The sequence below is a fragment of the Cloacibacterium rupense genome (assembly GCF_014645495.1).
GTDB lineage: Bacteria > Bacteroidota > Bacteroidia > Flavobacteriales > Weeksellaceae > Cloacibacterium > Cloacibacterium rupense.
Genome location: NZ_BMLV01000002.1, coordinates 368,071 through 394,437, shown reverse-complemented (window position 1 = coordinate 394,437; position 26,367 = coordinate 368,071). Strand labels below are relative to the sequence as shown.

21 protein-coding genes are annotated in these 26,367 nt (G+C 34.0%); 16 read left to right on the top strand and 5 right to left on the bottom strand.

Annotated features, from left to right (window positions below; genetic code table 11):
• Positions 1-8 precede the first annotated feature (8 nt).
• From IEW40_RS05785 to IEW40_RS05725, 13 genes are all read left to right on the top strand, one after another.
• Complete coding sequence (locus IEW40_RS05785) at positions 9-1,139, top strand: hypothetical protein (RefSeq protein ID WP_188617131.1); 1,131 nt, start codon at positions 9-11, stop codon at positions 1,137-1,139.
• A gap of 8 nt (positions 1,140-1,147) precedes the next feature.
• The gene (locus tag IEW40_RS05780; RefSeq protein WP_188617130.1) at positions 1,148-2,104 is read left to right on the top strand and encodes a hypothetical protein; all 957 of its coding nucleotides are present in this window, start codon (positions 1,148-1,150) and stop codon (positions 2,102-2,104) included.
• A 67-nt stretch (positions 2,105-2,171) separates the two neighbouring features.
• A complete protein-coding gene (locus tag IEW40_RS05775) occupies positions 2,172-3,257 on the top strand; it encodes a glycoside hydrolase family 16 protein (protein WP_188617129.1) in 1,086 nt (361 codons plus the stop codon).
• Positions 3,258-3,275: 18 nt separating this feature from the next.
• Entirely contained in the window at positions 3,276-4,727 is a 1,452-nt protein-coding gene (locus tag IEW40_RS05770) for a glycoside hydrolase family 30 protein (protein ID WP_188617128.1), read from the top strand.
• Positions 4,728-4,746: 19 nt separating this feature from the next.
• The gene (locus IEW40_RS05765; RefSeq protein ID WP_188617127.1) at positions 4,747-6,969 is read left to right on the top strand and encodes a glycoside hydrolase family 3 N-terminal domain-containing protein; all 2,223 of its coding nucleotides are present in this window, start codon (positions 4,747-4,749) and stop codon (positions 6,967-6,969) included.
• A gap of 6 nt (positions 6,970-6,975) precedes the next feature.
• Positions 6,976-7,782, top strand: coding sequence for a glycoside hydrolase family 16 protein (locus IEW40_RS05760; RefSeq protein WP_188617126.1), 807 nt, complete (start codon positions 6,976-6,978; stop codon positions 7,780-7,782).
• A 12-nt stretch (positions 7,783-7,794) separates the two neighbouring features.
• A complete protein-coding gene (locus tag IEW40_RS05755; protein ID WP_188617125.1) occupies positions 7,795-8,637 on the top strand; it encodes an endonuclease/exonuclease/phosphatase family protein in 843 nt (280 codons plus the stop codon).
• Between the two features lie 21 nt (positions 8,638-8,658).
• On the top strand, positions 8,659-10,086 hold the full coding sequence (locus IEW40_RS05750) for a glycoside hydrolase family 30 protein (RefSeq protein ID WP_188617124.1): 1,428 nt from the start codon (positions 8,659-8,661) through the stop codon (positions 10,084-10,086).
• A gap of 378 nt (positions 10,087-10,464) precedes the next feature.
• The gene (locus tag IEW40_RS05745) at positions 10,465-14,154 is read left to right on the top strand and encodes a chitobiase/beta-hexosaminidase C-terminal domain-containing protein (protein ID WP_188617123.1); all 3,690 of its coding nucleotides are present in this window, start codon (positions 10,465-10,467) and stop codon (positions 14,152-14,154) included.
• Between the two features lie 173 nt (positions 14,155-14,327).
• Positions 14,328-16,112 carry a DNA mismatch repair endonuclease MutL gene (mutL, locus tag IEW40_RS05740; RefSeq protein ID WP_188617122.1) on the top strand — a complete coding sequence of 595 codons (1,785 nt, stop codon included), beginning with the start codon at positions 14,328-14,330 and terminating at the stop codon, positions 16,110-16,112.
• A 4-nt stretch (positions 16,113-16,116) separates the two neighbouring features.
• Positions 16,117-16,848: a rhomboid family intramembrane serine protease gene (locus tag IEW40_RS05735; RefSeq protein WP_188617121.1), complete on the top strand. Its 732-nt coding sequence runs from the start codon at positions 16,117-16,119 to the stop codon at positions 16,846-16,848.
• Positions 16,849-16,850: 2 nt separating this feature from the next.
• The gene (locus IEW40_RS05730; protein ID WP_188617120.1) at positions 16,851-17,837 is read left to right on the top strand and encodes an endonuclease/exonuclease/phosphatase family protein; all 987 of its coding nucleotides are present in this window, start codon (positions 16,851-16,853) and stop codon (positions 17,835-17,837) included.
• Positions 17,838-17,842: 5 nt separating this feature from the next.
• A complete protein-coding gene (locus IEW40_RS05725) occupies positions 17,843-18,229 on the top strand; it encodes a hypothetical protein (protein WP_188617119.1) in 387 nt (128 codons plus the stop codon).
• A gap of 43 nt (positions 18,230-18,272) precedes the next feature.
• Here the strand turns inward: IEW40_RS05725 and IEW40_RS05720 are convergent, their stop codons facing one another.
• Both IEW40_RS05720 and IEW40_RS05715 read right to left on the bottom strand, forming a co-directional pair.
• Positions 18,273-19,499, bottom strand: coding sequence for an aminotransferase class V-fold PLP-dependent enzyme (locus IEW40_RS05720; RefSeq protein ID WP_188617118.1), 1,227 nt, complete (start codon positions 19,497-19,499; stop codon positions 18,273-18,275).
• A 102-nt stretch (positions 19,500-19,601) separates the two neighbouring features.
• A complete protein-coding gene (locus tag IEW40_RS05715) occupies positions 19,602-20,750 on the bottom strand; it encodes a serine hydrolase domain-containing protein (RefSeq protein WP_188617117.1) in 1,149 nt (382 codons plus the stop codon).
• A 143-nt stretch (positions 20,751-20,893) separates the two neighbouring features.
• Here IEW40_RS05715 and IEW40_RS05710 point away from each other — a divergent pair, with 143 nt between their 5' ends.
• The gene (locus IEW40_RS05710; protein WP_188617116.1) at positions 20,894-21,481 is read left to right on the top strand and encodes an OmpW/AlkL family protein; all 588 of its coding nucleotides are present in this window, start codon (positions 20,894-20,896) and stop codon (positions 21,479-21,481) included.
• Positions 21,482-21,560: 79 nt separating this feature from the next.
• On the opposite strand, the gene IEW40_RS05705 is transcribed toward IEW40_RS05710, so the two are convergent.
• Together IEW40_RS05705 and IEW40_RS05700 are read right to left on the bottom strand one after the other, a co-directional pair.
• Positions 21,561-23,102: a glycine--tRNA ligase gene (locus IEW40_RS05705; protein WP_188617115.1), complete on the bottom strand. Its 1,542-nt coding sequence runs from the start codon at positions 23,100-23,102 to the stop codon at positions 21,561-21,563.
• A gap of 75 nt (positions 23,103-23,177) precedes the next feature.
• On the bottom strand, positions 23,178-24,071 hold the full coding sequence (locus tag IEW40_RS05700) for a hypothetical protein (protein WP_188617114.1): 894 nt from the start codon (positions 24,069-24,071) through the stop codon (positions 23,178-23,180).
• A gap of 149 nt (positions 24,072-24,220) precedes the next feature.
• On the opposite strand from IEW40_RS05700, the gene IEW40_RS05695 reads away from it, so the two are divergent.
• Both IEW40_RS05695 and IEW40_RS05690 read left to right on the top strand, forming a co-directional pair.
• Positions 24,221-25,246 (top strand): quinone-dependent dihydroorotate dehydrogenase, encoded by a 1,026-nt coding sequence (locus IEW40_RS05695; RefSeq protein ID WP_188617113.1) that lies wholly within the window; start codon positions 24,221-24,223, stop codon positions 25,244-25,246.
• Between the two features lie 181 nt (positions 25,247-25,427).
• Positions 25,428-25,829: a hypothetical protein gene (locus tag IEW40_RS05690; protein WP_188617112.1), complete on the top strand. Its 402-nt coding sequence runs from the start codon at positions 25,428-25,430 to the stop codon at positions 25,827-25,829.
• Positions 25,830-25,866: 37 nt separating this feature from the next.
• On the opposite strand, the gene IEW40_RS05685 is transcribed toward IEW40_RS05690, so the two are convergent.
• Positions 25,867-26,274: a hypothetical protein gene (locus tag IEW40_RS05685; RefSeq protein ID WP_188617111.1), complete on the bottom strand. Its 408-nt coding sequence runs from the start codon at positions 26,272-26,274 to the stop codon at positions 25,867-25,869.
• Between the last annotated feature and the right edge of the window lie 93 nt (positions 26,275-26,367).

Sequence of the window (26,367 nt, the reverse complement as noted above, 5' to 3'; positions counted from 1 at the left end):
TATAAACTATGAAAAATATAAAATTAATATTAGGCCTATTTTCAGCAATGTTTATTCTAAACAGCTGCGAAATAGACGGATTAAATAGCGATACTTCGTATATCAATACTGCTAGTTCTACAAACTCTAATAAGATTTTTGATATTAGCACAGATAACTCAGGTACTGTAAAAATTACCCCAGTGGGCGAAGGTGCTTCTAAGTTTTTAGTGGCTTATGGTCACGGAACGGGGATTAATGCTTCAGCATTGGTTTTACCAGGGCAAAGCACCACTCACAAATATCCCGAAGGAAGTTATACTGTAACCATTACTACTTATGATGTAGCTGGTAAAGAAACAGTGAATACTTATCCACTAAAAGTTACTTATACAGCTCCTACAGAGTTAAAAGTAACACCAGAACTATCAGGATATAAAATTAATTTAGGCCTTTCTTCTAAGAATGCCATGGGAGGTTTCTTAGTTTACTTCGGAGACAAAACCAATGAAGTAGGAACTCCTGTCGCAGGAACTGCAAATAGTTCAGGAGAGGTTACAGCTACCGTTTCTCATACATATGCTACTTCTGGTAATTTTACAGTAAAAGTAGTGGCTTTAAGTGGAGGCGCAGCTCAAGCTACAACTTCTCAAGTAGTTAAAGTTTTTGACCCTTTTACATTACCTATTACTTATGATAATGAATTCCAGAATTATAGCTTAGGAGGTGTATTTGGAGGAGTAGATGCAGCAATAGTGGATAATCCTTTCTCTGGTGGATTAAATACATCTGCTAAAGTTTGGAAATTTACCAAAGGAGCAGGTGCAGAATCTTGGGCTGGGACTTGGACCCCAATGTCTTCTCCTAATTCTGTCCCAATAAATATTGATAAAGGAACTAAATTCAAAATGTTAGTATATGCTACAGAGGCAGGTAAAGCATTACATTTCCAACTAGAACAACCTTCAACAGGTGGTGGAAATAGAGCAGTAGATGTTAATATTCCAGTAGCCAATCAATGGGTAGAATTAACTTTTGATTTTGCTTCTTTAAATATTCCTGCAGGTACAACTTTTGGTCAATACGTTTTCCAATATAATTTAGCTGAAAAAGGTACAGGAGAGATTATTTATATAGACAATATATCACAATCTAATTAATTGAAACTATGAACAATAAATTAATTATAAAAATAACAGGAATCTTCATCTTGATGTCATTAGCAATTTTTGCTTGTAAAGAAGAAGAATATACAATGGGAGACCTTACCCAACCTAGTAATTTAGTAATTACTACAACTATTGTAGGTCAAAGCGCAACAACACCAAACGGAGATGGCTCTGGAGTTGTGAAAATCACAGTAAAAGCAGACCACGCGAGTTCTTATAAAATAGGATATTCTGAAGTAGATAACTTGGCAAGCACTCCATCTTACGAATTGGTTAATTCTCAGACAATAACCAAGAAATTTAACACCCTTGGCGATGTTAAATACAGAATTCACGTTATTGCTTACGGAAAAGGAGGTACTTCTACTGTAGCTACTAAAGATATCACCGTAAAAAGTGTATACAATGTAGACCCTACTATTGTTACAAAACTTACCAATAATGCAACTAAAACATGGAAAGTCGATCAAAAAACTGCAGGCCATTTCGGTGTAGGGCCTTGGTCTAATTCTTCTGTAAGCCCAGAATGGTGGAGTGCGGGTCCAGACGAAAAAGCCGGATGTTGTAACTGTTTCTACACTGCAAGATTTACTTTCAAAAAAGAAAGTGCTTCTTCTTATTCTATTCAAGTAGCTACACCTGACGGGGCATTTACTAAAACAGGTAGCCTGACCAATCTACCAGGAATACCTGGTTCTGGAGCAGAAGGTTGCTATAGTTATGGAGGAGGTTCTGGTTCATTTGCTTTCATTGAAGCAAGTTCTGGAATTCTTTCTACCTCTACTAGCCCTACTACTAAAACTAGTATTCTATTAAATAGCCCATCTACTTTTATTGGTTATGGTGCTTTGCAAAAAGAATATGAAATATTAGTAATCAATGACAATTACATGTACCTAAGAGTACAAGGTACAGAAACCGGAAATGCATGGTATATCAAACTAATACCAGCTTAATACAATAGTTTCTTCACAAAACACAGAGCTATTACAGCTCTGTGTTTTTATCTAATTTTTTTTGGAAATGAAAACAAATTTTATAGTATCTAAACATTTTTTATTATCGTCTTTTTTTTCGGTGTTTTTGCTAATTTTAGCATCTTGTGGAAGAAGTGGTGATGGAGGAGGAAACTCAGAAGATAATACTGCGTTATCAAATTTGATAATCAACTCAGAGATAGTAGGTAAATCTGCATCATTTCCAGACGGAGATGGCAGCGGAACGGTAAACTTTTCAGTAAGCGCTACCAATGCCACATCTTATAAAATGTTGATAGGCTCAGAAACATTGAGCTCTACAACAGGTAAATTTTCTTATAACTTTAACACGCCAGGTACCAATTCGCATGACATTTTTGTGTCAGCTTATAGAGGTGATAAGTTTATTTCAGGGAAAACTAGTGTTACCGTTTACAAAGCACCTACACAACTTTGGTCTGATGAATTCAATACAGATGGTTTTCCTAATCCTAATAATTGGGGATACGATACAGGAAACAATAACGGCTGGGGAAATAATGAGGTGCAATATTATACCAACAGACAAGAAAATGCATACGTAAGCAATGGAACGTTAAAAATTGTTCTTAAAAAAGAAGCTTACCAAGGTTTTAATTATACATCAGCCAGATTACTTTCGAAAGGAAAATTTTCTTTTAAATATGGCAGAGTAGATATTAGAGCAAAACTACCAGCTGGAGGAGGCACATGGCCCGCTCTATGGATGCTGGGTGACAATATTTCCACAGTTGGGTGGCCAGCTTGTGGCGAAATAGATATCATGGAGCATGTAGGTAATCAATTAAATAAAATTTATGGGACTCTTCATCATCCTGGCCATTCTGGTGGAAATGGTGACGGTGCTACCATAAACATACCGAATGTTACCACAGAATTTCATGTATATTCTTTAGATTGGAGTCCTTCACAAATTAAGTTTTACGTAGACAATCAATTGTTCTATACTTTTGCTAACAGCGCAAGTTTACCTTTCAATCAAAATTTCTTCTTTATTATGAATATAGCTATGGGAGGAAATTTTGGAGGAGCAGTAGACCCAAATTTTAATTCTTCTACAATGGAAGTAGACTATGTAAGAGTATATCAATAACACTTAAAAAATTTTTCAATGAACTTATTTAATATAAGCAAAATCGCAGTTGCAGGTTTTGCGCTGCTGACTATATCTTGTTGTTCAAGAGGAGCAGAAGACCCTAAAAAACCAGAACCACCCGTAGTTCCACCTGTGGCAAAAAATGAAGTAGATGTGTGGATTACCAAATCTGATGAATCTGTCAAACTACAAAAACAGAATACTATTTTAGCGTTTACTACCAATACCAATGTTTATCAAAATATTGACATAGATGTTTCTCAAACCTATCAATCAGTCGATGGTTTCGGATATACTCTAACTGGAGGTAGTGCTGAGGTCATTAATGCGATGTCAGCAAGTAAAAAGCAGGAACTTCTACAAGAACTTTTCGGAAGTGGAGAAAACTCAATTGCAGTAAGTTATCTTAGAATAAGTATCGGAGCATCAGACCTTAATAGCAGTGTGTTTTCTTATGATGATGTAGAACCAGGTCAAACCGACATTAACCTTACCAAATTCAGCATCGAAAAAGACAGAGGCGTAATTAATCTTTTGAAAGAAATTTTAGCCATTAATCCTAATATTAAGATTTTAGGTTCACCTTGGTCTGCTCCAGTTTGGATGAAAACCAATGGAAGTTTTGTTGGTGGTAGTCTAAAACCAGAGTATTACGGGGTTTACGCTCAGTATTTTGTTAAGTACATTCAAGCAATGAAAAATGAAGGTATTACCTTAGATGCTATCACTATTCAGAATGAACCATTACACGGTGGCAACAATCCTAGTATGGTAATGACGGCCGTAGAACAAGCCACATTCGTGAAAAAAGATTTAGGGCCAGCCTTCAAAAACGCAGCAATTAATACCAAAATTATTGTTTATGACCACAATTGCGATAGACCAGATTATCCAATTGCGGTATTGTCAGATACAGATGCCAGTCCATACATAGACGGTGCCGCATTTCACTTATATGGAGGTGATATTTCTGCACTAAGTAGTGTAAGAAATACCTTTCCAACAAAAAATGTATATTTTACAGAACAATGGACAGCCTCAAACGGAAATTTCGGAGGAGATTTAAAATGGCATACCAAAAACGTAATCATCGGTTCTATGAGAAACTGGAGTAAAAATGCTCTAGAATGGAATCTAGCCAATGACCCTCAGTTCAAACCATTTACGCCAGGTGGTTGTAGTATGTGCAAAGGGGCAATTACGGTTAATTCTTCAGAGAATTTCACAAGAAATGTATCTTATTACATTATTGCACACGCTTCTAAGTTTATCCCTCAGAATTCAGTAAGAATTGCTTCTACTCAACCCGGAAATTTAGCAACAGTTGCATTTAAAAGAGCTGATGGAAAATTAGTGCTAATTGTAGAAAATGATGGTGCTAATTCTGAGATTTTCAATATTAAAATTAATGGAAAAATTGCTACCACTTCATTAGATGCAGGTGCTGTAGGAACATACGTTTTTTAAAAAAAATAAGAAATAAATCATGAAAAAATACTTTCTTTCAATATTCTTTGCAGGATTAGGAGCAATTTCTGTTTCTGCGCAGAAATCCATCGACCAAAAAGTCACCGATTTAATGGCGAAAATGACTTTGGAAGAAAAAATTGGTCAGCTTAATCAATATAATGATGACATTACCGCAACTGGTCCCGTTACCAAAGATGCGGATAAAGCAGGACAAGTTCGTGCGGGTAAATTAGGCTCAATTTTGAATGCAGTTGGTGTAAAAAACACCAGAAATTGGCAAGATCAAGCGATGCAATCTCGTCTTAAAATCCCTTTACTTTTCGGGCAAGATGTTATTCATGGTTTTAGAACTACTTTCCCAATTCCATTAGGTGAAACTGCAACTTGGGATATGAATTTAATTGAAAAATCTGCAAGAATTGCCGCTACAGAAGCTTCAGCTTATGGTATTCATTGGACTTTTGCACCAATGGTAGACATTGGCAGAGACCCAAGATGGGGCAGAGTAATGGAAGGAGCTGGTGAAGATACTTACCTCGGAAGTTTGGTAGCAAAAGCCAGAGTAAAAGGTTTTCAAGGAAATGGTTTAGGAAATCTTGATGCGGTTATGGCTTGTACGAAACACTTCGCAGCGTATGGAGCAGCGGTTGGTGGTAGAGATTATAATGCTGTAGATATGAGTCTTCGCCAGTTAAACGAAACATATTTGCCACCTTATAAAGCTACCGTAGAAGCAGGTGTGGCCACTTTTATGAATTCTTTTAATGACATCAACGGAATTCCTGCCACAGGAAATAAATACATTCAAAGAGATTTATTGAAAGGAAGTTGGGGTTTCAAAGGATTTGTAGTTTCAGACTGGGGAAGCATCGGCGAAATGATTCCACATGGTTTTGCTAAAGACAATAAAGATGCAGCTTTGAAAGCGATTATCGCAGGAAGTGATATGGATATGGAAAGCCGTTCTTACATCAATCATTTAGCAGATTTAGTAAAAGAAGGTAAAGTAGATATTAAATTCATTGATGATGCCGTTCGTAGAATTTTAACCAAAAAATTTGAACTCGGTTTATTTGATGACCCTTACAGATTCTGCAACGAAAAACGCGAAAAAGAACAAACCAACAACCTAGAACACCGAAAATTCGCTAGAGAAATTGGTGCGAAAAGTATCGTTTTATTGAAAAACCAAACTCAATTATTACCGCTTTCAAGAACTACAAAAAAAGTAGTCATTATTGGTCCTTTTGCTAAAGCAACAGTAGATAATCACGGTTTTTGGTCTATCGCTTTTCCTGATGATAATCAAAGAATTATTACTCAATTTGATGGAATAAAATCTCAATTAGATAAAAATTCAGAATTATTATATGCCAAAGGTTGTAATGTTAATGATAAAGACACTTCTATGTTTGCAGAAGCAGTAGAAACTGCACAAAAAGCAGATGTGGTGATTATGACTTTAGGTGAAGGTCACGCAATGAGTGGCGAAGCAAAATCTCGAAGCAATATCCATTTTTCGGGAGTTCAAGAAGATTTATTAAAAGAAATTGCAAAAACAGGGAAACCAATTGTTCTATTAATTAACGCTGGTCGTCCTTTGGTTTTTGATTGGGCTTCAGAAAATATTCCTACCATTGTTTACACTTGGTGGTTAGGTACAGAAGCTGGAAATTCTATTGCAGATGTAATTTTTGGTAAAGTAAATCCTGGAGGTAAATTACCAATGACTTTCCCTAGAGCCGAAGGTCAAATCCCGATTTATTACAACCATTACAATACAGGAAGGCCAGCTAAAAATAATACCGATAGAAACTATGTGTCAGCTTACATAGATTTAGATAACGATCCGGCTTATCCGTTTGGTTTTGGCTTGAGTTATACTACTTTTAAATATTCTGACTTTAATGTAAGTTCTACTCATCTTAAAGGAAATCAAACGCTTGATATCAATGTAAATGTAACCAATTCAGGAAAGTACGATGGAGATGAAGTGGTGCAGTTGTACATCAGAGATTTGGTGGGAAAAGTGGTTCGTCCAGTAAAAGAACTGAAAGGTTTCCAAAAACTCTACTTGAAAAAAGGAGAAACTAAAACGGTAAATTTCAAATTAACTCCAGAAGATTTAAAATTCTACGACGAAGATTTGAATTACGATTGGGAATCTGGCGAATTTGATATTATGGTAGGAACCAGTTCTGCCGAAGTACAAACAAAACGCATTAATTGGGAAAAATAAAATTGTATGAAAACTAATTTTATGAATCTAGTTTGGGCTTTATTCTCTGGAATTCTATTGATTTCGATGATAAATTGCGCCAATCATCCGTCTAAATCTCAATTCAAAAAATTGGTTTTTAGTGATGAATTTAATTACAAAGGTTTACCAGATGCCTCGAAATGGAATTATGACGTAGGTGGGCATGGTTATGGGAACAATGAAGCTCAGTTTTATACCAAAGATAGATTGGAAAACGCTAGAGTAGAAAACGGAAATTTAGTAATTGAAGCCAAAAAAGAAAATTGGGAAAATAGCAAATACACATCTGCAAAATTATTTACCAAAGGAATTTTTGGGTTAAAGTATGGAACCATTGAAGTAAGAGCAAAACTCCCAAAAGGCAGAGGAACTTGGCCAGCAATCTGGATGATGAGTGAAGATATGAAAAAATGGCCAGATGACGGCGAACTAGACATTATGGAACACGTAGGCTACAACCAAGGTTTTATCCATGCTTCTGTGCATACCAAAAAGTACAATCATATTATTGGAACGCAGAAAACAGACACTTTGGTGGTTAAAGACGCCAGCGAAAAATTCCATATTTATAGAGCAGACTGGACGCCCGAGAAAATAGATGTTTATGTAGATAATCAAAAATATTTTACCTACATCAATACCGAAAAAACTTATGAAGCTTGGCCTTTTGACCAAAAAATGTACTTGATTTTGAACCTAGCAGTTGGTGGAAATTGGGGCGGAGCAAAAGGAATTGATGAAAGTATTTTCCCACAGAAATTTTATATAGACTACGTTAGAATTTATCAATAAAATAAAGACTAAATGAAGATTAAAAACTTACTTTCAGCGGTTTTACTATTGATTTTTGCATCTTATTTTGCACAAAATACCATTGATGTGATGAGTTTTAACATCAGATTGGGCAGTGTAGATGATGGAGAAAACCATTGGAATATCAGAAAAGATAAAGTAAAAGAACTTATCAATTACTATGAAGCAGATTTCGTAGGATTGCAAGAAGCGCAGAAGTTTCAGATAAATTATTTGCTTCAAGAAAATTCACTCTACGATTTTGTAGGAAAACCAAGAGATGATGGAGAAAATGCTGAATATTCTTGTATTTTTTATCTCAAAAATAAATACAAAGTTCTAGAACAAAACACGTTTTGGCTATCAGAAACTCCCGGAAAATCTACCAAATCTTGGGACGCTGCTTATCCTAGAATTGTAACCTACGCACTTTTTGAAAATCTTAAAACCAAGAAAAAAGTATGGGTGTTTAATACCCATTTTGACCACGTAGGAGTAGTTGCCAGACAAAAATCTGCAGAAATTATTCTCAATAAAATGAAAGAATTGCAAAGCAAAAAGAACTATCCCGCAATTCTTACAGGCGATTTCAATTCTCAGGAAAAAGATGCTTGGATGAAGCCTCTTTTTGAAAATTTACAAGAAGCTAGAAACAGCTCTGTTACCAAACCTTATGCAGACAAAGGAACTTGGAATGGTTTCAATTTTAAAGAAAAACCAACCGAACAGATAGATTTTATCTTCAGCTCAAAGAAAAATACAATAGTTAAAAAATACAGAACGATTACAGATTTCTATGATTTTAAATATCCTTCAGACCATTTGCCTATTGTAGCAAAAATAGAATTAAAATAAATGATTCAAAAAACTATTATTATGAAAACGAAAACTGCAATAATGCTTTCATTATTTGCATTTAGCGTAGGCTTCGCACAGCATAAAAATATGGCGAAAGAAGCAAGAATTTACACTACTGCAAAAAACCAAACCGAAAAATTTGCGCTCACTAAAGCCAATTTTCAGAATTTTCCTCAACCTACAGAAAGAGACATTTGTGTTTTTGTAGACCCAGATTTCAAATATCAAAAAATTACGGGTATTGGCGGAGCTATTACAGATGCTTCTGCTGAAACTTTCTATAAATTACCAAAAGATAAACAACAGGAAATCATCAACGCCTACTTTGGTGAAAATGGTTTGAACTATAACTTGGTAAGAACCAACATGAATTCTTGTGATTTCAGCAGTGATTCTTATACCTATGTACAAGAAAATGATAAAGAACTGAAAACGTTCAATATTCAGCACGATGAAAAGTATAAAATACCAATGATTAAATGGGCTCAAAAGACAATTGGCAAAGATTTTAAGTTCTATTTCAGTCCGTGGTCGCCACCAGCTTGGATGAAGGATAACAATGATATGTTGCACGGCGGAAAGCTTAAAAAAGAATACTATCAATCTTGGGCTAATTATTATGTGAAATTTATAAAAGAATATGAGAAAAGAGGAATGCCAGTTTGGGGATTATCTGTTCAAAATGAGCCCATGGCTACTCAAATTTGGGAATCTTGTATTTACACAGCAGAAGAAGAAGCAGAATTTTTAGGGAAAAACCTAGGGCCTACCCTTTGGAAAAATGGTTACAAAGACAAAAAAGTAATTATTTGGGACCACAATAGAGATTTAATCTATCAAAGAGCAACCACGACTCTGGCAGATCAATTGGCAAATAAATACGCAAATGGAATTGGCTTCCACTGGTATGAAACGTGGACGAAATCTCAACCTATGTTTAATAATGTAGAAGAAACCAGAAGAGCCTTTCCTGATAAATTCTTAATCTTCACCGAAGGCTGTGTAGAAAAATTTAATTTTAAAGAAATCTATGACTGGAGATTGGGCGAATTATACGGAAAAAACATGATTAATGATTTTAACTCAGGTATTTCTATGTGGACCGATTGGAATATACTCTTAGACGAAGCAGGAGGGCCTAATCATGTGGGTAATTTCTGTTTTGCACCCATTATTGCAGACACCAGAACTGGGGAGTTACATTACACGTCAGAATATTATTACATAGGTCACATCTCAAAATTTGTAAAAAATAACGCCAGAAGAATGGGAACTACTACCAATAGAGACCATATCATTTCCACTTCGTTTATCAATGAAAACGGAGAAATGGTTGTGGTTGTAATGAATACTTCTAGCGAAGAATCGAAATATAATCTCTGGATAGAGGGAAAATCTTTACAGGTTGTATCACCCGCAAATTCAATACAAACTGTAGTTTTTTAAGTTCGTTTTTCACGGGAGCGGCGCATCTTAGGTGCGCCGCTTTTTTTTTGGTTTATTTTTAAAGGCAGTTGTTATCATGACCTAATTTTAGAGCCTTAGTACCTCTGCTTTCAATGGATTTAATTTTCTATTTTTTGCATTCATTTTTCACTCAAAATATCAATAATTTATTATTGTCTAATAATTGAGACAATAATAAATCAAAACAATTAGTGAATAATATTTAATGATTTTTGTCAATTTGTGTTATAATTCATAAAAAATAGTTAAGTTTGTGAGGTTTTATTAAATTGTTTTTTTTGGCAATTAAAAGTGATTAGTCTTTAATTGCAGAAAAAAATAACAAAAAATGTAAAATATTCATAACAGTTTTAAATAATGAGAACAAAAACACTACTTTTTTTCGTTTTTTTGTTTCTTTTTCAAAATGTATTTTCTCAAGTAGATTTCAGAAAAGAAACCATCTATTTTTTGTTGCCGACCCGGTTTTATGATGGTGACCCAGGTAACAATGTAGCCACAGAATGGAGTTCATATTTCCCAGGAAACCCTAACAATGGCAATTATTCTGGTCCAGAAGATGTAACCTGGCGAGGAGATTTCAAAGGATTAATCCAAAAGTTGGATTATATTAAAGATTTAGGTTTTACCGCTATTTGGGTGACTCCCGTGGTTCAAAACAGAGGACCATTAGATTACCATGGTTATCATGCTTGGGATTTTACAAAAGTAGACCCAAGACACGAATCGGTGGGAGCTACTTTTAAAGATTTAATTGATGCAGCACATGCCAAAGGAATAAAGGTAGTTTTGGACATTGTGACCAATCATTCTGGCAGATATGGCATCAAAGGTAAGGCTGAATTAAAATACAATACAGACCCTACTCAACCTTGGGGGAAGGATAAAAATGGAAATACTCTTCAAGATAATCCGAATTGGGAATATGATGGGATAACGCCTAATCCTGATGATGGAAAAATATGGAGTAGAGCCAATTTAGCAAAAATGCCAGCGCCTTTTAACCAAAATTTAGCACTATACAATTGGCCTAGTACACAAAGTTTCAAAGATACATCAGACCCAAATTGGTTTCACCATTGGGGGAATGGCTTTGTACAAGGTTGGGATGATACTGATAATTCTTATAATGGAGGGATTGCAGGTGACTGTCCAGATGTAAATACAGGAAGCCAAACTGTGCAAGACTATTTCTTCAATGCTTATAAGCAATATATAGATTGGGGAGTAGATGCTTTTAGATGGGATACCATGAAACATATGGATAAAGCAGATGTTCAGCCATTAATTGATCGATTTTTGGCTTATAAACCAGACTTGTTTATCTTCGGAGAAGTTGCACAAAAAAGACATGAATTACATAGTGTAGAGCAACTCAATCCTCATTGGTATACTTGGAGAGGGGCTGTAGGAAGCTCTGCGCCATCTGGACAATCTGTGCTAGACTTCTTTGCAGAATCAACTTTCCATAATATTTTCCAAGATGGAGGTGGGTTTAAAGGAGTAGAAGCAGCTGCTAGATACGACCATTTATATGCCGACCCTTCTAAATTGGTAACTTGGTTAGACAATCATGATTTCGGACCAAACAATGATTGGAACCAAAGATATGGTGGTTCTGATGAAAATTTAGCCGCTTGTATGAATTTCATGTTTTTGTGGAGAGGTATACCTACGGTATATTATGGAACGGAAATGAGATTTAAATCAGGAGCTTATACAGATATTCATGATGCTTCAGGGATTAATCAAAGTATCAATAATACCGGAAGAGCATATTATGGTGATGTAATGGATCAAGCACCTAATCATGTGATTTATAAACATATCAGAAAATTAAATGCTATAAGAAAAGCAATTCCAGCCTTACAAAATGGGACTTGGGCTTGGGCAGGAAATGCGCCAGGAAATGGAGTAGGATTTACTAGAAAATCTGGAAGCAGTGAAGTTGCAGTAGGTTTAGCTAAAGACGGAAGTGCTTCATTTAGCTTTTCAGGATTAACCAATGGTATCTATAAGGATGCTGTCACAGGTAGAACAATCAATGTGACCAACGGGAATTTGTCATTCACCGTAACTTCTGGTTCTGCGGGTATCTATGTTCTTAATGGCCCAGGGATGATTGGCGACAGTGGAGCGGGTTTTTTTGAAGCATGTGCTACGGGTTGTGACCAACAGCTAAAAGGAACTATTGCACCTTTTAGTGGAAATTATTCAGGAAATGTAAATGTAAGTATTACGCCTACTGGAGGAACAGCTCCTTACACCATAAGATATACTACAGATGGTTCTGAGCCTACTTCTTCTAGTGCTGTTTATTCTGCACCTTTTAGCGTTTCTACAAGAACTGTCGTTAAAGTATTAATTACAGATGCGAACGGAAAAACATATACAGATGGTCAACAATATACTTTTGAAGTGCCTACTCCAAAAGTAGCAATTTCACCAGCTTCTGGTAATTATTACGACCCTGTAAATGTTACGATTACTCCATCAGCAGGAACAGCTCCTTATACAATTTATTACACAGATGACAATAGTACACCTACAGATGCAAGCAATGTTTATAACGCTCCAGTTGTTGTTTCTAGTGCTAAAACCATTAAAGCAATTGTGAAAGATGCGAATAATAAATATTCAACTGTTATTTCTGCAGATTATACTTTTGATATTCCAAAACCTATAGTTACCGCTTCTCCAGGAAGTAAGAATATCCATAATGCTCCTCAGTTAATTACATTAACCGCAGATAGTCCTAGAAATCCAGTTACAATTTATTACACTACAGACGGAAGTACACCTACTATAAACAGTACTATTTATACTGCTCCTATTTCTGCTAATGGGGTGAGTGGGCAAACCCTTACCCTAAAATACATAGGCAAAGATTCTGAAGGAAGATTTTCTGATGTAAAAACAGAAACCTATACCTTCGAACCGATTCCAGATATAAAGGTATATTTTAAACCACCAGCATCTTGGACAACGGCACCTAAAATACATTTTTGGGATGCTTTACCAACTGGTGCTACTAATCCTACTACTTGGCCAGGCGTTGATATGGTAAAAAGTTGTGACGGTTGGTATGTTTATACTTTTTCGGGAGTTACTTCTGCTAATGTGATTTTTAACAATGGAAGCGGAGGTACTGGCAATCAAACAGGAAATCTTACCGTGAATGCTACGTCATATTACGATTGGGCATCGCAATCATGGCTTACTAATCCTCCAACACTTAACAATCCTTGTTTAACGATTTCACCAGTGGGAGGTACATTTGCAAGTGGTACCACAGTAGATGTAACTCTAAGTGCTCAGGATAGTAATGATGCTAGCCCTAAAATCTACTATACTACAGACGGCTCTACACCTACCACATCTTCTCCATATTTTGTGAAAAATGGCGTTATCAATATCATTTCGTCTAACACTACTATTAAAGCTTTTGCTCACAACAGTAGCAATGCTTCTTCAGCTATAAAATCAGAAACTTATACTTTTGCTAATGCAGGGATTACAGTTTATTTCAAACCAGATACTTCTAAAGCGGGTTGGAATAGTGTAACTCCAAAAGTATATTATTGGAATATGGTTGGTGGTACTGTACCTGCAGCCAACTGGCCAGGTGTAAATATGACACCGCATACCAACGGCTGGTATAAGTATACTTTCCCTAGCGTAACTTCACTTAATGTTATTTTTAATAATGGAACAGGTGGAGTAGGTACTAATCAAACCCCTGACATTAATAGTGTTTCAGCAGATTTGTGGTATGATTGGAACTTAGGCACATTGTCTACTAATGAAAATGATATGAAACAAAATAAAATCCAAATTTATCCTAATCCAGTTAAAAATGAACTTTTTGTAGTTTCTAATGATAAATTAAGTAATTTCTCTATTTTTAACACAGCAGGAAATCTTTTATATCATAACAAGTTTGTAAAAAACTCTGTAGATGTTACTAAATTAACAACTGGAGTTTATTTTATAAAAATTGTTCACGAGAATGGAAACGTGTCTATCAAACAATTCATTAAAGAATAAGATAGATTCATTTTTATATTAAACCAGAATCAGTCGAATATTTTCGGCTGATTTTTTTTGTTAGAAAATCAATTCTTAATAGATGTTAATTTTAAGAAATAGATTGATGATATGATTAAAAAGTATATTTATTTTAAAAACAAAACTGTATTTTTGAACTTTCAATTCTAAGAATGTCAGATATTATTCAACTTTTACCGGATCACGTTGCCAATCAGATTGCTGCAGGAGAAGTGGTGCAAAGACCAGCTTCTATTGTTAAGGAATTGCTAGAAAACGCCATAGATGCTGGAGCTACCAAGATAGAACTGATTGTAGAAGAAGCGGGCAGAAATCTTGTAAAAGTAGTAGATAATGGAAGCGGAATGTCTGAAACAGACGCTAGAATGGCTTTCGAAAGACACGCTACATCTAAAATAAGAAATACTGAAGATATTTTTCATATCGCTACCAAAGGTTTCCGTGGCGAGGCCTTGGCTTCCATAGCAGCTGTAGCACAAGTAGAGCTCAAAACCAAGAAAAAAGACACGGAGGTAGGCTCGGTAATTTATATAGAAGGCGGAGAATTGCAATTTCAAGAACCGGTACAAACAGCAGAAGGCTCTATCTTTTCGGTGAAAAATTTGTTTTACAACGTACCAGCCAGAAGAAAATTCTTGAAATCTAATAATATAGAATTTCGCCATATAATTGATGAATTTCAGAGAGTTGCATTGGCACACGAAGCCTTAGAATTTTCTCTTTATCATAATGATGAGGTGATTTTTAACCTTAGAAAAGGAAGCCAAATGCAACGAATCGTTGACATTTTTGGTAGAAAATTACAGCCACTTTTGGTTCCTATAAAAGAAGATTTGGGCTGGGTAAAATTGCACGGTTTCGTTGGGAAACCAGAGGCAGCCAAAAAGACCAGAGGCGAACAATTTTTCTTTGTTAATGGTAGATTTTTTAGAAGTCCATATCTTAGCAGAGCGGTTCAGGAGGCTTTTGAAGGGCTTTTGATGGCGAATTACACCCCAAGTTTTTTCTTGTATCTAGATTTAGACCCAGAAAAAATAGATGTCAACATTCACCCTCAGAAAACAGAAGTAAAATTCGAAGACGAAAACTTGATTTTTGCTTTGGTGCGCTCTACAATTAAAAAATCTCTTGGAATTTACAACGTAGCCCCAAGTTTGGATTTTGATAGAAACGAACAAATGGATTCTTTTTTTCCTCCGAAGCCAGACGCTGCTAGAAACTACAATTCTGGTTCTTCTGGAATTCATATCGATAGAAATTACAATCCATTTGCAGAAGCTACGCCTTCTAAAATAAATGAAACAGCAATGGTGAATCTCACCGAAATGTACGGACAAAATGTTTCGGCTGCACCTTCTAAAATTAATCTTTTCGAAGATGAAGAAGATGATTTAGAAGAAGATTTACTCAGATTACCAAATGGTTATTGGATTTTTAATAAAGAAGATAAAACCCTATTGCTAGATTTGGGAAGGATTCATCAGATTGTTTTGTCGGATAAAAGAAAAAATAAAAAACAAAGCAGAAGTAGCCAAAGTTTACTTTTCTCTTTAGAATATCATTTGAACGAAATAGAAAAAAACAAATACCGTTCTATCAAAAAATATCTCCCAGATTTGGGTTTTGATATGGTATTGGCGGAAGATAATGTATTGAGAATAAATGCAGTCCCCGAAGATTTGAAAGAATCTCAAGTAATCAAATTTTTAGAAAACCTATTCGAAATTTTAGACTATAAAACCGAAGAAGAGTTCTTAGAAAGTTATGACAATCAATGGATTAAGGTAAATGCTAAATCAAAATATGATTTTCTTTACAAACCAGAGGTAGAAGAATTACTAAAGGAATTCCTAAAATTAGGTTTCCCAGAGTACACCCCAAACGGAAACAAGATTTTCGTGGAAATCCCTGTAAATGAGTTAATTAATAAGTTTTAAAAAGATGTTTCAACAACTTACCCCAATTACAAAAAACATAATCATACTAAATGTTATTGTATATATTTTGGCCAATTTTATTTTTTCGGTAGATTTTATGTACGCTAACTTTTCGGCGTTTTTTCCAACATCTCCTCTATTTAAATCTTGGCAAGTAATTACTCATATGTTTATGCACGCAACGTTTCAGGGAGGAGGAATTATGCATATTGCATTTAATATGCTTGCATTAGCAAGTTTTGGACCTGTATTAGAAAGGTTTTTGGGAGAAAAGAAATTTTTGGTTTTATATTTTCTTTCTGGGCTTGGTTCCTTTGTTTTGTTTAATTTGTGGGAATTATTTGAAATCTATAGAATTGCCCAGCCTTTAATTGCCTTTGGGCTAGACTTTTCTGATATTATTACTGCTAATGTAGACAAAGTGCCAGTAAATTTACAAGAAAGTCTAATAGATATCTATAATATTCTTAGAACTCCTATGGTAGGAGCATCAGGCGCAATTTTTGGAGTAATAGCAGCTTTTGCAATTTTATATCCTAATGCAGAAATGTTTATTATGTTTATTCCTTTTCCAATAAAGGCTAAAGTTTTATTTCCCATAGCTATAGTAGTTTCTTTAGTTTTAGGGATTAGTGGAAGCGGAGGTAATATCGCCCATTTCGCACACATTGGCGGAGCTTTAGTTGGGTATATTTTAATTAAATTCTGGGGTAGAAACAGGTATAGAATTAATTGATAATGAAGCTGATAAGAACATTATTGTTTTTGGTACACATTGTAATTGTATTGCTCTTAGCAGCTACAATGCTTAATGCCTACATTTCTCCTAAAAGTTTTCCGTATTTTAATTTTTTATCATTAGGGTTTCCTATCTTTATGATTTCTAATGCTTTACTGATTGTTTTTTGGGTTGTTTCTTTCAAAAAGAGAGCTGTTTTTTTTATCATTGCCACTGCTTTTTTTTTGACACCCATCAGAAGATGGGTTAATTATTCTCCTCAAAAGGATAAAAGCAATGCTTTTAAAGTGATTTCTTTCAATATCAAAGGAGGAGCTCTAGGAAAAGAAGAGATTGAGAATTGGGTCAATTCTGAAAATCCTGATGTGGTTTTTATTCAAGAAATAGGGTATGTCGAGAATAGACCTTATTTTAAGAATTTAACTGGAGCAGATAATCCGCAAGTGGTAAATATTTTTACGCGTCATAAAGTTATAAACAGAGGAAGTTTAGATTTCACAAATAATGCAGAAGGAGTATTTAATGACATTCAAATCAATGGAAAGATCATTAGATTTTTGAATGTATATTTAGAACCATTTCAGTTACATAAAGACATGGTGAGACCATCATCTAGTATCGATAGAAACGAAGAAAAAGCTAAGAGTTTAGTTAGAAGATTTATCCCTGTTTTTAAATTGCATGCAGAAGAAGTTATGACTATGAAGGAATTTATTCAGCAATCTCCGTATCCAGTTGTAGTAGGTGGCGATTTTAATTCTGTGCCAAATTCTTATGAATATTTCACCATCAATAGTGTTTTGAATGATGCCTTTTTAGAAGGCGGTTCTGGTAGCGGAACTAGTTTCCACGATTATAAATTCCCCATTAGAATAGATTATTTGTTCTCTTCTAAAGAAATTTTTTGCCAAAAATATTCTGTAGATAGAACCTATAGAATGTCTGACCATTATCCTATTTTAGCAGAATTTAGTTTTAAAAAATAAGAAAAATGAAGAAGTTTTTTTACGTATTAATTTTAGTTTCATTAGCTTCTTGTAAAAAAGATATTTCGCAAGAGGAAGCCATGTATTACAAAGAAGACAATACGCCCATAGACACCACTGTAATAGATTCTGTGGTTGGCAAAGCTTCTTTTGACGCCATCAACGCTAAAATAGAAAATGCTAAAAAAGATTCAATTAAAAAGACAAAAAAAGATTCTGCAAAAACCACAGAACAAAAAATAGCGGAGGCGAAAAAGAAACTAGAAGAAGCTAAGAAAAAAACAGAAAAAGAAAAGAAACTAGAAGAGCAATCTGCCAAAGATAAATCTGAAAAAGAAAAACAGCAACAAGAAAAAAAAGTTGGTGAACTAATAGAAAACCCTGAAAATTAATTTTCAGGGTTGGCCATTTATATCAAGAGAATTTTTCTAAAAATTACATCAGCATTCTTTGGGCTTTTTTTACGCCTTCTGCCAGAGCGTCTATTTCTTCTAGCGTATTGAAAACCGCAAAACTAGCTCTCACCGTACCAGCTACATTGAAAAAATCCATAATCGGCTGGGTACAATGATGCCCAGTTCTCACCGCAATTCCTAGTTTGTCTAAAATCATTCCTACATCCGAAGCAATACCTACACCTTCTAGATTAAAAGAAACTACACCCGCTCTTTTGGCTTTTTCGCCATAGATTTTCAGTCCGTCTATTTCTAGAAGTTTTTTCTGTGCGTATTCTAAAAGCGTATTTTCGTGGTTTCTAATGTTTTGTACACCTACTTTTTTCATAAAATTTACCGCAGCACCTAGAGCGATATTTCCACCTACATTAGGCGTGCCAGCTTCAAATTTAAAGGGTAAACCGGCATAGGTAGTTTTATCAAAACTGCACGTAGCAATCATCTCTCCACCACCGTGGAAGGGTTGCATTTTTTCTAAAATTTCTTCTTTTCCGTAGAGAATTCCTACGCCCATTGGTGCATACATTTTGTGCCCAGAAAAAACAAAAAAGTCACAATCTAATTTTTGAACATCAATCTCAAAGTGAGGTACAGATTGCGCACCGTCTACAACCATTAAGGCAGAAGAAAGTTTTCTAACTTTAGCAATAATTTCTTCAATAGGATTAATAACACCTAAAGCGTTAGAAACTTGATTTACAGAAACTATTTTGGTTTTTTCTGAAAGATTTTGGTCAAGAAAATCCAGTTGCAAAATTCCGTTTTCATCTATAGGAATGACCTTTAACTTTGCGCCAGTTCTCTCGCAAAGCATCTGCCAAGGCACAATATTAGAGTGATGTTCTAGGTATGAAATAATGATTTCATCATCTTTTTTAATGAAATTAGAGTTTCCCAAAGAATAGGCAATCAGATTAATTCCTTCGGTAGTTCCACGTGTAAAAATGACTTCATAATCGTGTTTTGCATTGATGAAATGTTGAACTTTTTTTCTAGAATTCTCCATTTCTTCTGTCGCCAATTGAGATAAGGTGTGAATTCCTCTATGTACATTAGCATTGATTTCTTCATAGTATTTTTGCCAAGTTTCTAATACCGAAATTGGTTTTTGGGAGGAAGCTGCATTGTCTAAATAAATTAATGGTTTGCCATTAACTTGCTGATTAAGAATAGGAAACTGACTGCGAATTTCTTTTATATCAAACATAAATACTCTTTCTTAAAAATTAAAAACCACTCTAAATATTGTTTAGAATGGTTCAAAATTACGGAATTATAATCTATTTTTAGAATAATTTCTTCTATTGCTTTAATTGGCAAAAGTTTTCACACTGTTTTCTGCTAAAAAAGCAGCTTGTGCAGACCTGCCTTTTTCATCTTTTGCTTCATGGTTGAATTTTCCGGTTCTTACAATCACCATATTTTTTTCAGGAATTACAATAATCAATTGACTGGTAAAACCCCAAAAATGATAATACGGGTAAGGCGCATCTTGATTTACCCAAATTCCCATTCCGTAAATTCCGCCAGAAAGTTGGGTAGGAGTAATCATTTTTTTGACATAAGAACTGTCGATGATTTGTTTTCCGTTCCAGTTGCCTTGTTGTAAAAGCAATTGTCCGAGTTTGGCGTAATCTCTTGCAATGGCATTAATACAGCAAAAAGTTTTTTCCATTCCGGGTTCATCGGTATTCCAATAGGCAGAAGATTCCATACCTAGAGGTTTCCAAAATTTCTCTGAAGCATAGAAAGAAAGGGGTACTTTCACAGCTTTTCTGATGGCAAAACCTAGCAATTGAGTAGCTCCGCTTTGGTACTCGAATCTGGTGCCTGGTTTGGCTTCAAATTTTGGGTAGAGAAGCGCTTCTGCCATATTTTTTCCGTAATAAATTCTAGGATTTTGCAAGAAAGGATTTTTATAGTTTTCGTCCCAATAGTAGCCAGCTTCCATAGTTGCTAAATCGCGAAGCGTGAGTGATTTTCCTAATTCGTCATTTTCAAACTGAGGAAAAAAGTCAGAATAGAGTTCGTTTTCAGATTGTATTAATTTATCTTTTATAGCAGCGCCCATGAGCATTACGGTGAAGGCTTTTGCCATAGAAAAAGAATTAGTTTTACTTTTAGCATTGTACTCACCGAAATATTCTTCGTGCAATAATTTACCTTTTTTAATGACCAAAAATGAAGCAGAATGGGTCGTTTTTAAGTTCTCAACTATATTTTTAGGCAAAATGGTCTTGTTGTAAAGACTGTCTTTTTGCCAAGGTTGTGGCGTTTTGTTGTCAATATTTCTTGAAGGAAAATCTACGCCATCATCTATGGTAGCACTGGTTTCGCCTTTTAGATAAGTAAGTCTAATGGCATTGAATAAATGCTCATAATGAAAGGCATAGGCCAAGACAATTAACAATGCAAGAAAGATAAAAAAACTTGAAAAAAATTTCTTTAGGGTTTTCATAAATTACAATTTTATCAAAAATACTACTTTTTTCTTTTGCGTATAATTTAATCGAAAACTGACAATTATCAGTGAATTAAATCATATTGGGTCTAATGTTTTAAAAACATATCTTGGCAGAGTTAAACAAAAATACAAACCTTATGAAAAAATTATTATTTTTTGGAAGTTTATTATTTGCTCTTTCTTTAAATGCACAAAATTGGCAAATTAGATTAAGAGGAGTGAGCGTTCAACCCAATGAAAAATCTACAGTAGCAGGTGTAAAAAGTGATGTTAATATTTCTAACTCATTTATCCCTGAATTAGACTTTACGTATTTCTTTAATAAAAATGTAGCAGCAGAATTAATTTTAGGAACAACAAAGCATGATGTAGAGTTTTCTAATGGTGCGGCAAACTTAGGAAGTGTATGGTTATTGCCTCCAACTTTAACTTTACAGTATCATTTTTATCCTACAAAAACTTTGAAGCCTTATCTAGGAGCAGGTCTTAATTACACTATTTTTTATAATGCGAAACCAGGCCAGTTTAATGACATAAGCTATGATAATAAAGTAGGATTTGCATTACAAGGAGGTGTAGATTATTTCTTGTCTGACAAGTATTTCTTAAACTTGGATGTTAAAAAAGTATTTTTAAAAACTGATGTGGAAGTGAATGGTTCTATTCCTGCGGAAGTTAATATAGACCCATTATTAATCGGGTTCGGTATCGGAATGAAATTCTAATTTTTTTGTAAACTAAATTATTTTTAAAAACCCACGAAATTTTTCGTGGGTTTTGCTTTTACTCAGATATTATGTCGTATTAAATTTTAGAAAGTAGAGTTCTAAAGTTTACTTTATCGTCGATGATTTTTCTTAAATCTTCTATTTTTACTCTTTCTTGTTTCATGGTGTCTCTTTCTCTTAGTGTAACTGTTCCATCAGCTAGAGAATCGTGATCTACAGTGATACAGAACGGAGTTCCTATAGCATCTTGTCTTCTGTAACGTTTACCAATGCTGTCTTTTTCTTCAGAAATAATATTGAAATCATATTTCAAGTCATTGAAGATTTTTTCTGCTAATTCTGGTAATCCATCTTTTTTTACCAAAGGTAAAATTGCTGCCTTTACTGGAGCTAGTGCAGGTGGAAGCGCCAAAACTACTCTTTCTGAACCATCTTCTAAAACTTCGTTTCTTAAGCAGTGAGAGAATAAAGCCAAGAACATTCTGTCTAGACCAATAGATGTTTCTACCACATACGGAACGTAGGTCTCATTTCTTTCAGGATCGAAATACTGTAATTTTCTACCTGAATATTTTTCGTGAGCTCCTAAGTCAAAATCTGTTCTAGAGTGTATTCCTTCTAGTTCTTTAAAACCAAATGGGAATTTGAATTCTATATCTGCAGCAGCGTTAGCATAATGCGCTAGTTTTTCGTGGTCGTGGAAACGATAATTTTCTTGTCCTAAACCAAGTGCTAAATGCCAGTTCAAACGTTTTTGCTTCCAGTTTTCGTAGAAATCTAGTTCTGTGCCTGGTGGTACAAAGAATTGCATTTCCATTTGTTCAAATTCTCTCATTCTGAAAATAAACTGTCTTGCAACAATCTCATTTCTAAAAGCTTTCCCTATTTGGGCAATCCCGAAAGGAAGTTTATGTCTAGATGTTTTTTGTACGTTTAAGAAATTCACAAAAATACCTTGCGCCGTTTCTGGTCTCAGGTAAAGATCCATTGCATTTTCAGCAGAAGCACCCAATTTTGTCCCAAACATCAGGTTGAATTGTCTCACATCTGTCCAGTTTCTAGAACCAGTATCAGGATCAGCAATTTCTAATTCTTCTATTAGTGCTTTTACATCTGCTAGATTTTCGGTTTCTAGGGATTTTGCCATTCTGCTTAGAATCGCCTCTTTTCTTTCGTAATATTCTTTTACTTTTGGATTGGTTGCTACAAATTGTTCTTTATCAAAAGCATCTCCGAATCTTTTGGCAGCCTTATCAATTTCTTTTTGCGCTTTATCTTCTAGTTTCGCGCAGAAATCTTCAATTAAGACATCCGCTCTGAATCTTTTTTTAGAATCTTTATTGTCAATCAAAGGGTCATTAAACGCATCTACGTGTCCAGAAGCCTTCCAAGTGGTTGGGTGCATCAGAATAGCAGCGTCTAATCCCACGATATTTTCGTTAAGCTGTACCATCGCTTTCCACCAATACTGCTTAATGTTATTTTTCAGTTCTGCACCGTTTTGTCCATAATCATATACCGCCGAAAGTCCATCGTAGATTTCGGAACTAGGGAAAATAAAACCATATTCTTTTGCGTGAGAAACCACGTTTTTAAAAAGATCTTCCTGCTTTGCCATAAATTCTTGATTTAATGTGCAAAAATAGTGAAAAAGAATGATTTTTCTAATTATCTTACCAAAGAAAGCCCCAATTTAAAATGAATCAACATTTTTCTTTACAAGAGAACTACCAAAAGTAGAGTTTTTTAAGTTGACAATAATTAAGTTTAAACTATTGTCAAGATATGTAACGTAGTAAGCTTTAATGTAATCATACTTTGTTTTGTATTCTTTGTTGAGAAATGTTTTTATAAGACAGCTATTAGTAGAGTAAACTTGGAATTTTTTGACCACCCAATTTTTGTTAAAAGTGAGCAATCTATAACCTGTTTCTGGTACATCTGCTCCGCAATATCCCTGATGGTTAAAATTAGAATCTCTTTCATAATAGAGCATAATTCTATTTTCTTTTTCGCCAATGTAGGTAGATACAATCTTATTACCGCCATATTCATCTAGTAATTCTCTTAGGTTGTATTTTTTTCCATTAGGAAGATAGAGTATTTCATTTCTTGGGGAGATGTCTAAGTCATCTGTGAATAATTTAATAGGATATTTTTTGTGATTTTTAGTCAAAAATCCTTTTTGAATTTTTAAAGAATCTTGTGTGATTTTGATGAATTCATTATAATTAGAATATTCTGGGCAAGGCTGCATCCAACAAAAAGTGTCTGCGGTCATAATTTTTTTATAATCTTCTTCTTTTTTAAAATTGTAGAGCATGAGCTCGCCGTTATAAAAACCCATCAAAGGAATTTTTTTCTTAATTCGGTCATAATAATACCATCCTTTTACAGAAAATATCTTGTCGTGCCAGCCAGAATATTGTAAGTATTCTAGCCGCATAGTAATAGATGCGCCTGCAATTTGGCCTTTAAAAACTTTTGCAGAATCCCATTTTTGTTCCAATTTAATCTTTGGATTGATGTATTGACTTAATAAAAAAATGCTTCCAAATAGGAAACAAAATGAAGAAAAATTTTTCATAATAATTAATGTGATTTGGTAATAGAAGAAATGAAAAATCTATGCCATATTTTAACATATTTTAACAAATTTTAAGATTTTTTTAGAATTAAATTGTTGGGTTTGTCTCTGATGATAATTTTGTAACTTTGCAGCGCTAAAACTATTTTATGTACAAGTCTATTATTCGTCCTATTTTCTTCCAATTTGATCCTGAAAAAGTGCATCATTTTACAGTTTGGATGTTGAAAAATTTCCCGTTTTTATTTAAACTATTTTTCAAAAAACCGATACAAGACCCGCGTTTAGAAAGAGAAGTTTTTGGTTTGAAATTCAAAAATCCAGTAGGTTTAGCAGCAGGTTTTGATAAAAATGCTTCTTTTTTTAATGAAATGGCAGATTTAGGTTTCGGTTTTGTAGAAATAGGAACCGTTACCCCAAGAGCTCAAGCAGGTAATCCTAAAAAAAGATTGTTCAGATTGATAGATGACAGCGCAATTATCAATAGAATGGGATTTAATAATGAGGGTTTAGAAGCTGCTATTCAGAAACTTAAGCAAAACAAAGGAAAAGTAATCATAGGAGGTAACATTGGTAAAAATACAGACACTTTGCCAGAAAATTACACCGAAGATTATCTAAAATGTTTTGAAGGACTGCACAATTATGTAGACTATTTTGCATTGAATGTAAGTTGCCCAAACGTGAGCAGTCACGCCAAATTAGAAGATGTAGATTACCTGAAAGAACTGATTACTGAAGTTCAAAAAATCAATAATACTAAGGAAAAGCAAAAACCAATTTTATTGAAAATTGCTCCAGACCTCAATCATGGCCAACTAGACGAAATTATAGAATTGGTAGCCGAAACCAAAATAGATGGCGTAATATTTTCTAATACTTCAGTGAACAGAGAAGGATTAAAAACTTCGCCAGAAATTTTAGAAAAAATAGGAAATGGCGGATTGAGCGGAAAACCCATCAGAGAACGCAGTACAGCAATGATTAAGTATGTTTCTGAAAAAAGCGGAAAAGCTTTCCCAATCATCGGTGTTGGCGGAATTCACTCTGCAGAAGATGCTTTAGAAAAACTGAATGCTGGTGCAAGTTTAATTCAAATTTACACCGGTTTTATTTATGAAGGTCCAGATTTGATTAACCAAATTAATCAGAAGATTTTAGATTCAAAAGTTTGAAGTCAGAAGTCCAAAGATTTTTGTACACCGTCATTGCTAACGGAATGCAGAGACGTTAAGCAATCTTTTTCTTAAATTTGAAAAAACCATAAAAATGATTTCTGAATTAAATTTTGAAGAATTTCATAAAACATTAAATGAACTTACCGTTGAAGGAACTCCTTCTTACAAAGGAAATTTATTGATTTTTTTCACTATTAATTTTTCTGAAAAACCTTTTTATGGATTTGTTTCAAAGAATGAATTTGCTATTAGTAAAAATTCAAATATAAAATCTATGCCTTATATAATTCGTGGAGATTTTAAAAAATTTGAAGATAAGACAGAAGTCGATTATGAAATTAAGCCCATTAAATTTGGATATTATTGGATTAAATTAATGTCAATTATCTTTTTAATAATTGCTTTGTTAGCATTATTTGTAGTTTTTTCTACATTTAATAATAGCGGCGAAATTAATCCCATGATTTTGGTTTTCTTTTTCACATTGTTTTTTTCAATTTTCGCAAATGTAGATTTGTATTTAAAGAAAAAAAAATTTGAAAAATTATTCTTGAAGAATTTAAAAATTAAAAATATTTAATTTTTTCATTTCTAAATCCAATGCGCAATACTATAAATTAATAGGTTTCCTTTTTCACCAAATCCAAAACTTTTTTTAGAATGGTTTTTTGGTTGTAAAGATAATTCTGGTTTGGTGTTTTATTATCAATCATTTTTGTTTCTAATTGGTAATCAATTATTTGTTTTTGAAAAGAATCATCTTTATAAATGAATTTTAAAATATTATAGCTATAATGATCTACAACTTGGCGAATTGTATGTTTTCCTTTTTTGTATTCTATAGGTCTTATTTCTTCTGATTTTATTTGTTTGTAATTAGTTGTAATGAGATCAACTAATTTAGAGTTTTCTAATTTAATAGCTTTATAATCAATACATTCATCGAATTTTTGTTGATAAGAAACCAAGTCTTTTTTCCAAAATAAATATTGAGTTTCATTAGAATTACATTTATCTTTTAACATTATTTTTGGGAAACAACCAACACAATTTTGAGAAAATACAACCAAATTTTCTACTCTGTTTTCCTTTAGGGAATCTATTTTTTGATCAATTTT

What these genes read in the sequence shown, in the direction of transcription:
- IEW40_RS05785 (WP_188617131.1), top strand. Translation starts at nt 9, where the DNA reads ATGAAAAATATAAAATTAATATTAGGCCTATTTTCAGCAATGTTTATT.
- IEW40_RS05780 (WP_188617130.1), top strand. Translation starts at nt 1,148, where the DNA reads ATGAACAATAAATTAATTATAAAAATAACAGGAATCTTCATCTTGATG.
- IEW40_RS05775 (WP_188617129.1), top strand. Translation starts at nt 2,172, where the DNA reads ATGAAAACAAATTTTATAGTATCTAAACATTTTTTATTATCGTCTTTT.
- IEW40_RS05770 (WP_188617128.1), top strand. Translation starts at nt 3,276, where the DNA reads ATGAACTTATTTAATATAAGCAAAATCGCAGTTGCAGGTTTTGCGCTG.
- IEW40_RS05765 (WP_188617127.1), top strand. Translation starts at nt 4,747, where the DNA reads ATGAAAAAATACTTTCTTTCAATATTCTTTGCAGGATTAGGAGCAATT.
- IEW40_RS05760 (WP_188617126.1), top strand. Translation starts at nt 6,976, where the DNA reads ATGAAAACTAATTTTATGAATCTAGTTTGGGCTTTATTCTCTGGAATT.
- IEW40_RS05755 (WP_188617125.1), top strand. Translation starts at nt 7,795, where the DNA reads ATGAAGATTAAAAACTTACTTTCAGCGGTTTTACTATTGATTTTTGCA.
- IEW40_RS05750 (WP_188617124.1), top strand. Translation starts at nt 8,659, where the DNA reads ATGAAAACGAAAACTGCAATAATGCTTTCATTATTTGCATTTAGCGTA.
- IEW40_RS05745 (WP_188617123.1), top strand. Translation starts at nt 10,465, where the DNA reads ATGAGAACAAAAACACTACTTTTTTTCGTTTTTTTGTTTCTTTTTCAA.
- mutL (WP_188617122.1), top strand. Translation starts at nt 14,328, where the DNA reads ATGTCAGATATTATTCAACTTTTACCGGATCACGTTGCCAATCAGATT.
- IEW40_RS05735 (WP_188617121.1), top strand. Translation starts at nt 16,117, where the DNA reads ATGTTTCAACAACTTACCCCAATTACAAAAAACATAATCATACTAAAT.
- IEW40_RS05730 (WP_188617120.1), top strand. Translation starts at nt 16,851, where the DNA reads ATGAAGCTGATAAGAACATTATTGTTTTTGGTACACATTGTAATTGTA.
- IEW40_RS05725 (WP_188617119.1), top strand. Translation starts at nt 17,843, where the DNA reads ATGAAGAAGTTTTTTTACGTATTAATTTTAGTTTCATTAGCTTCTTGT.
- IEW40_RS05720 (WP_188617118.1), bottom strand. Translation starts at nt 19,499, where the DNA reads ATGTTTGATATAAAAGAAATTCGCAGTCAGTTTCCTATTCTTAATCAG.
- IEW40_RS05715 (WP_188617117.1), bottom strand. Translation starts at nt 20,750, where the DNA reads ATGAAAACCCTAAAGAAATTTTTTTCAAGTTTTTTTATCTTTCTTGCA.
- IEW40_RS05710 (WP_188617116.1), top strand. Translation starts at nt 20,894, where the DNA reads ATGAAAAAATTATTATTTTTTGGAAGTTTATTATTTGCTCTTTCTTTA.
- IEW40_RS05705 (WP_188617115.1), bottom strand. Translation starts at nt 23,102, where the DNA reads ATGGCAAAGCAGGAAGATCTTTTTAAAAACGTGGTTTCTCACGCAAAA.
- IEW40_RS05700 (WP_188617114.1), bottom strand. Translation starts at nt 24,071, where the DNA reads ATGAAAAATTTTTCTTCATTTTGTTTCCTATTTGGAAGCATTTTTTTA.
- IEW40_RS05695 (WP_188617113.1), top strand. Translation starts at nt 24,221, where the DNA reads ATGTACAAGTCTATTATTCGTCCTATTTTCTTCCAATTTGATCCTGAA.
- IEW40_RS05685 (WP_188617111.1), bottom strand. Translation starts at nt 26,274, where the DNA reads ATGTTAAAAGATAAATGTAATTCTAATGAAACTCAATATTTATTTTGG.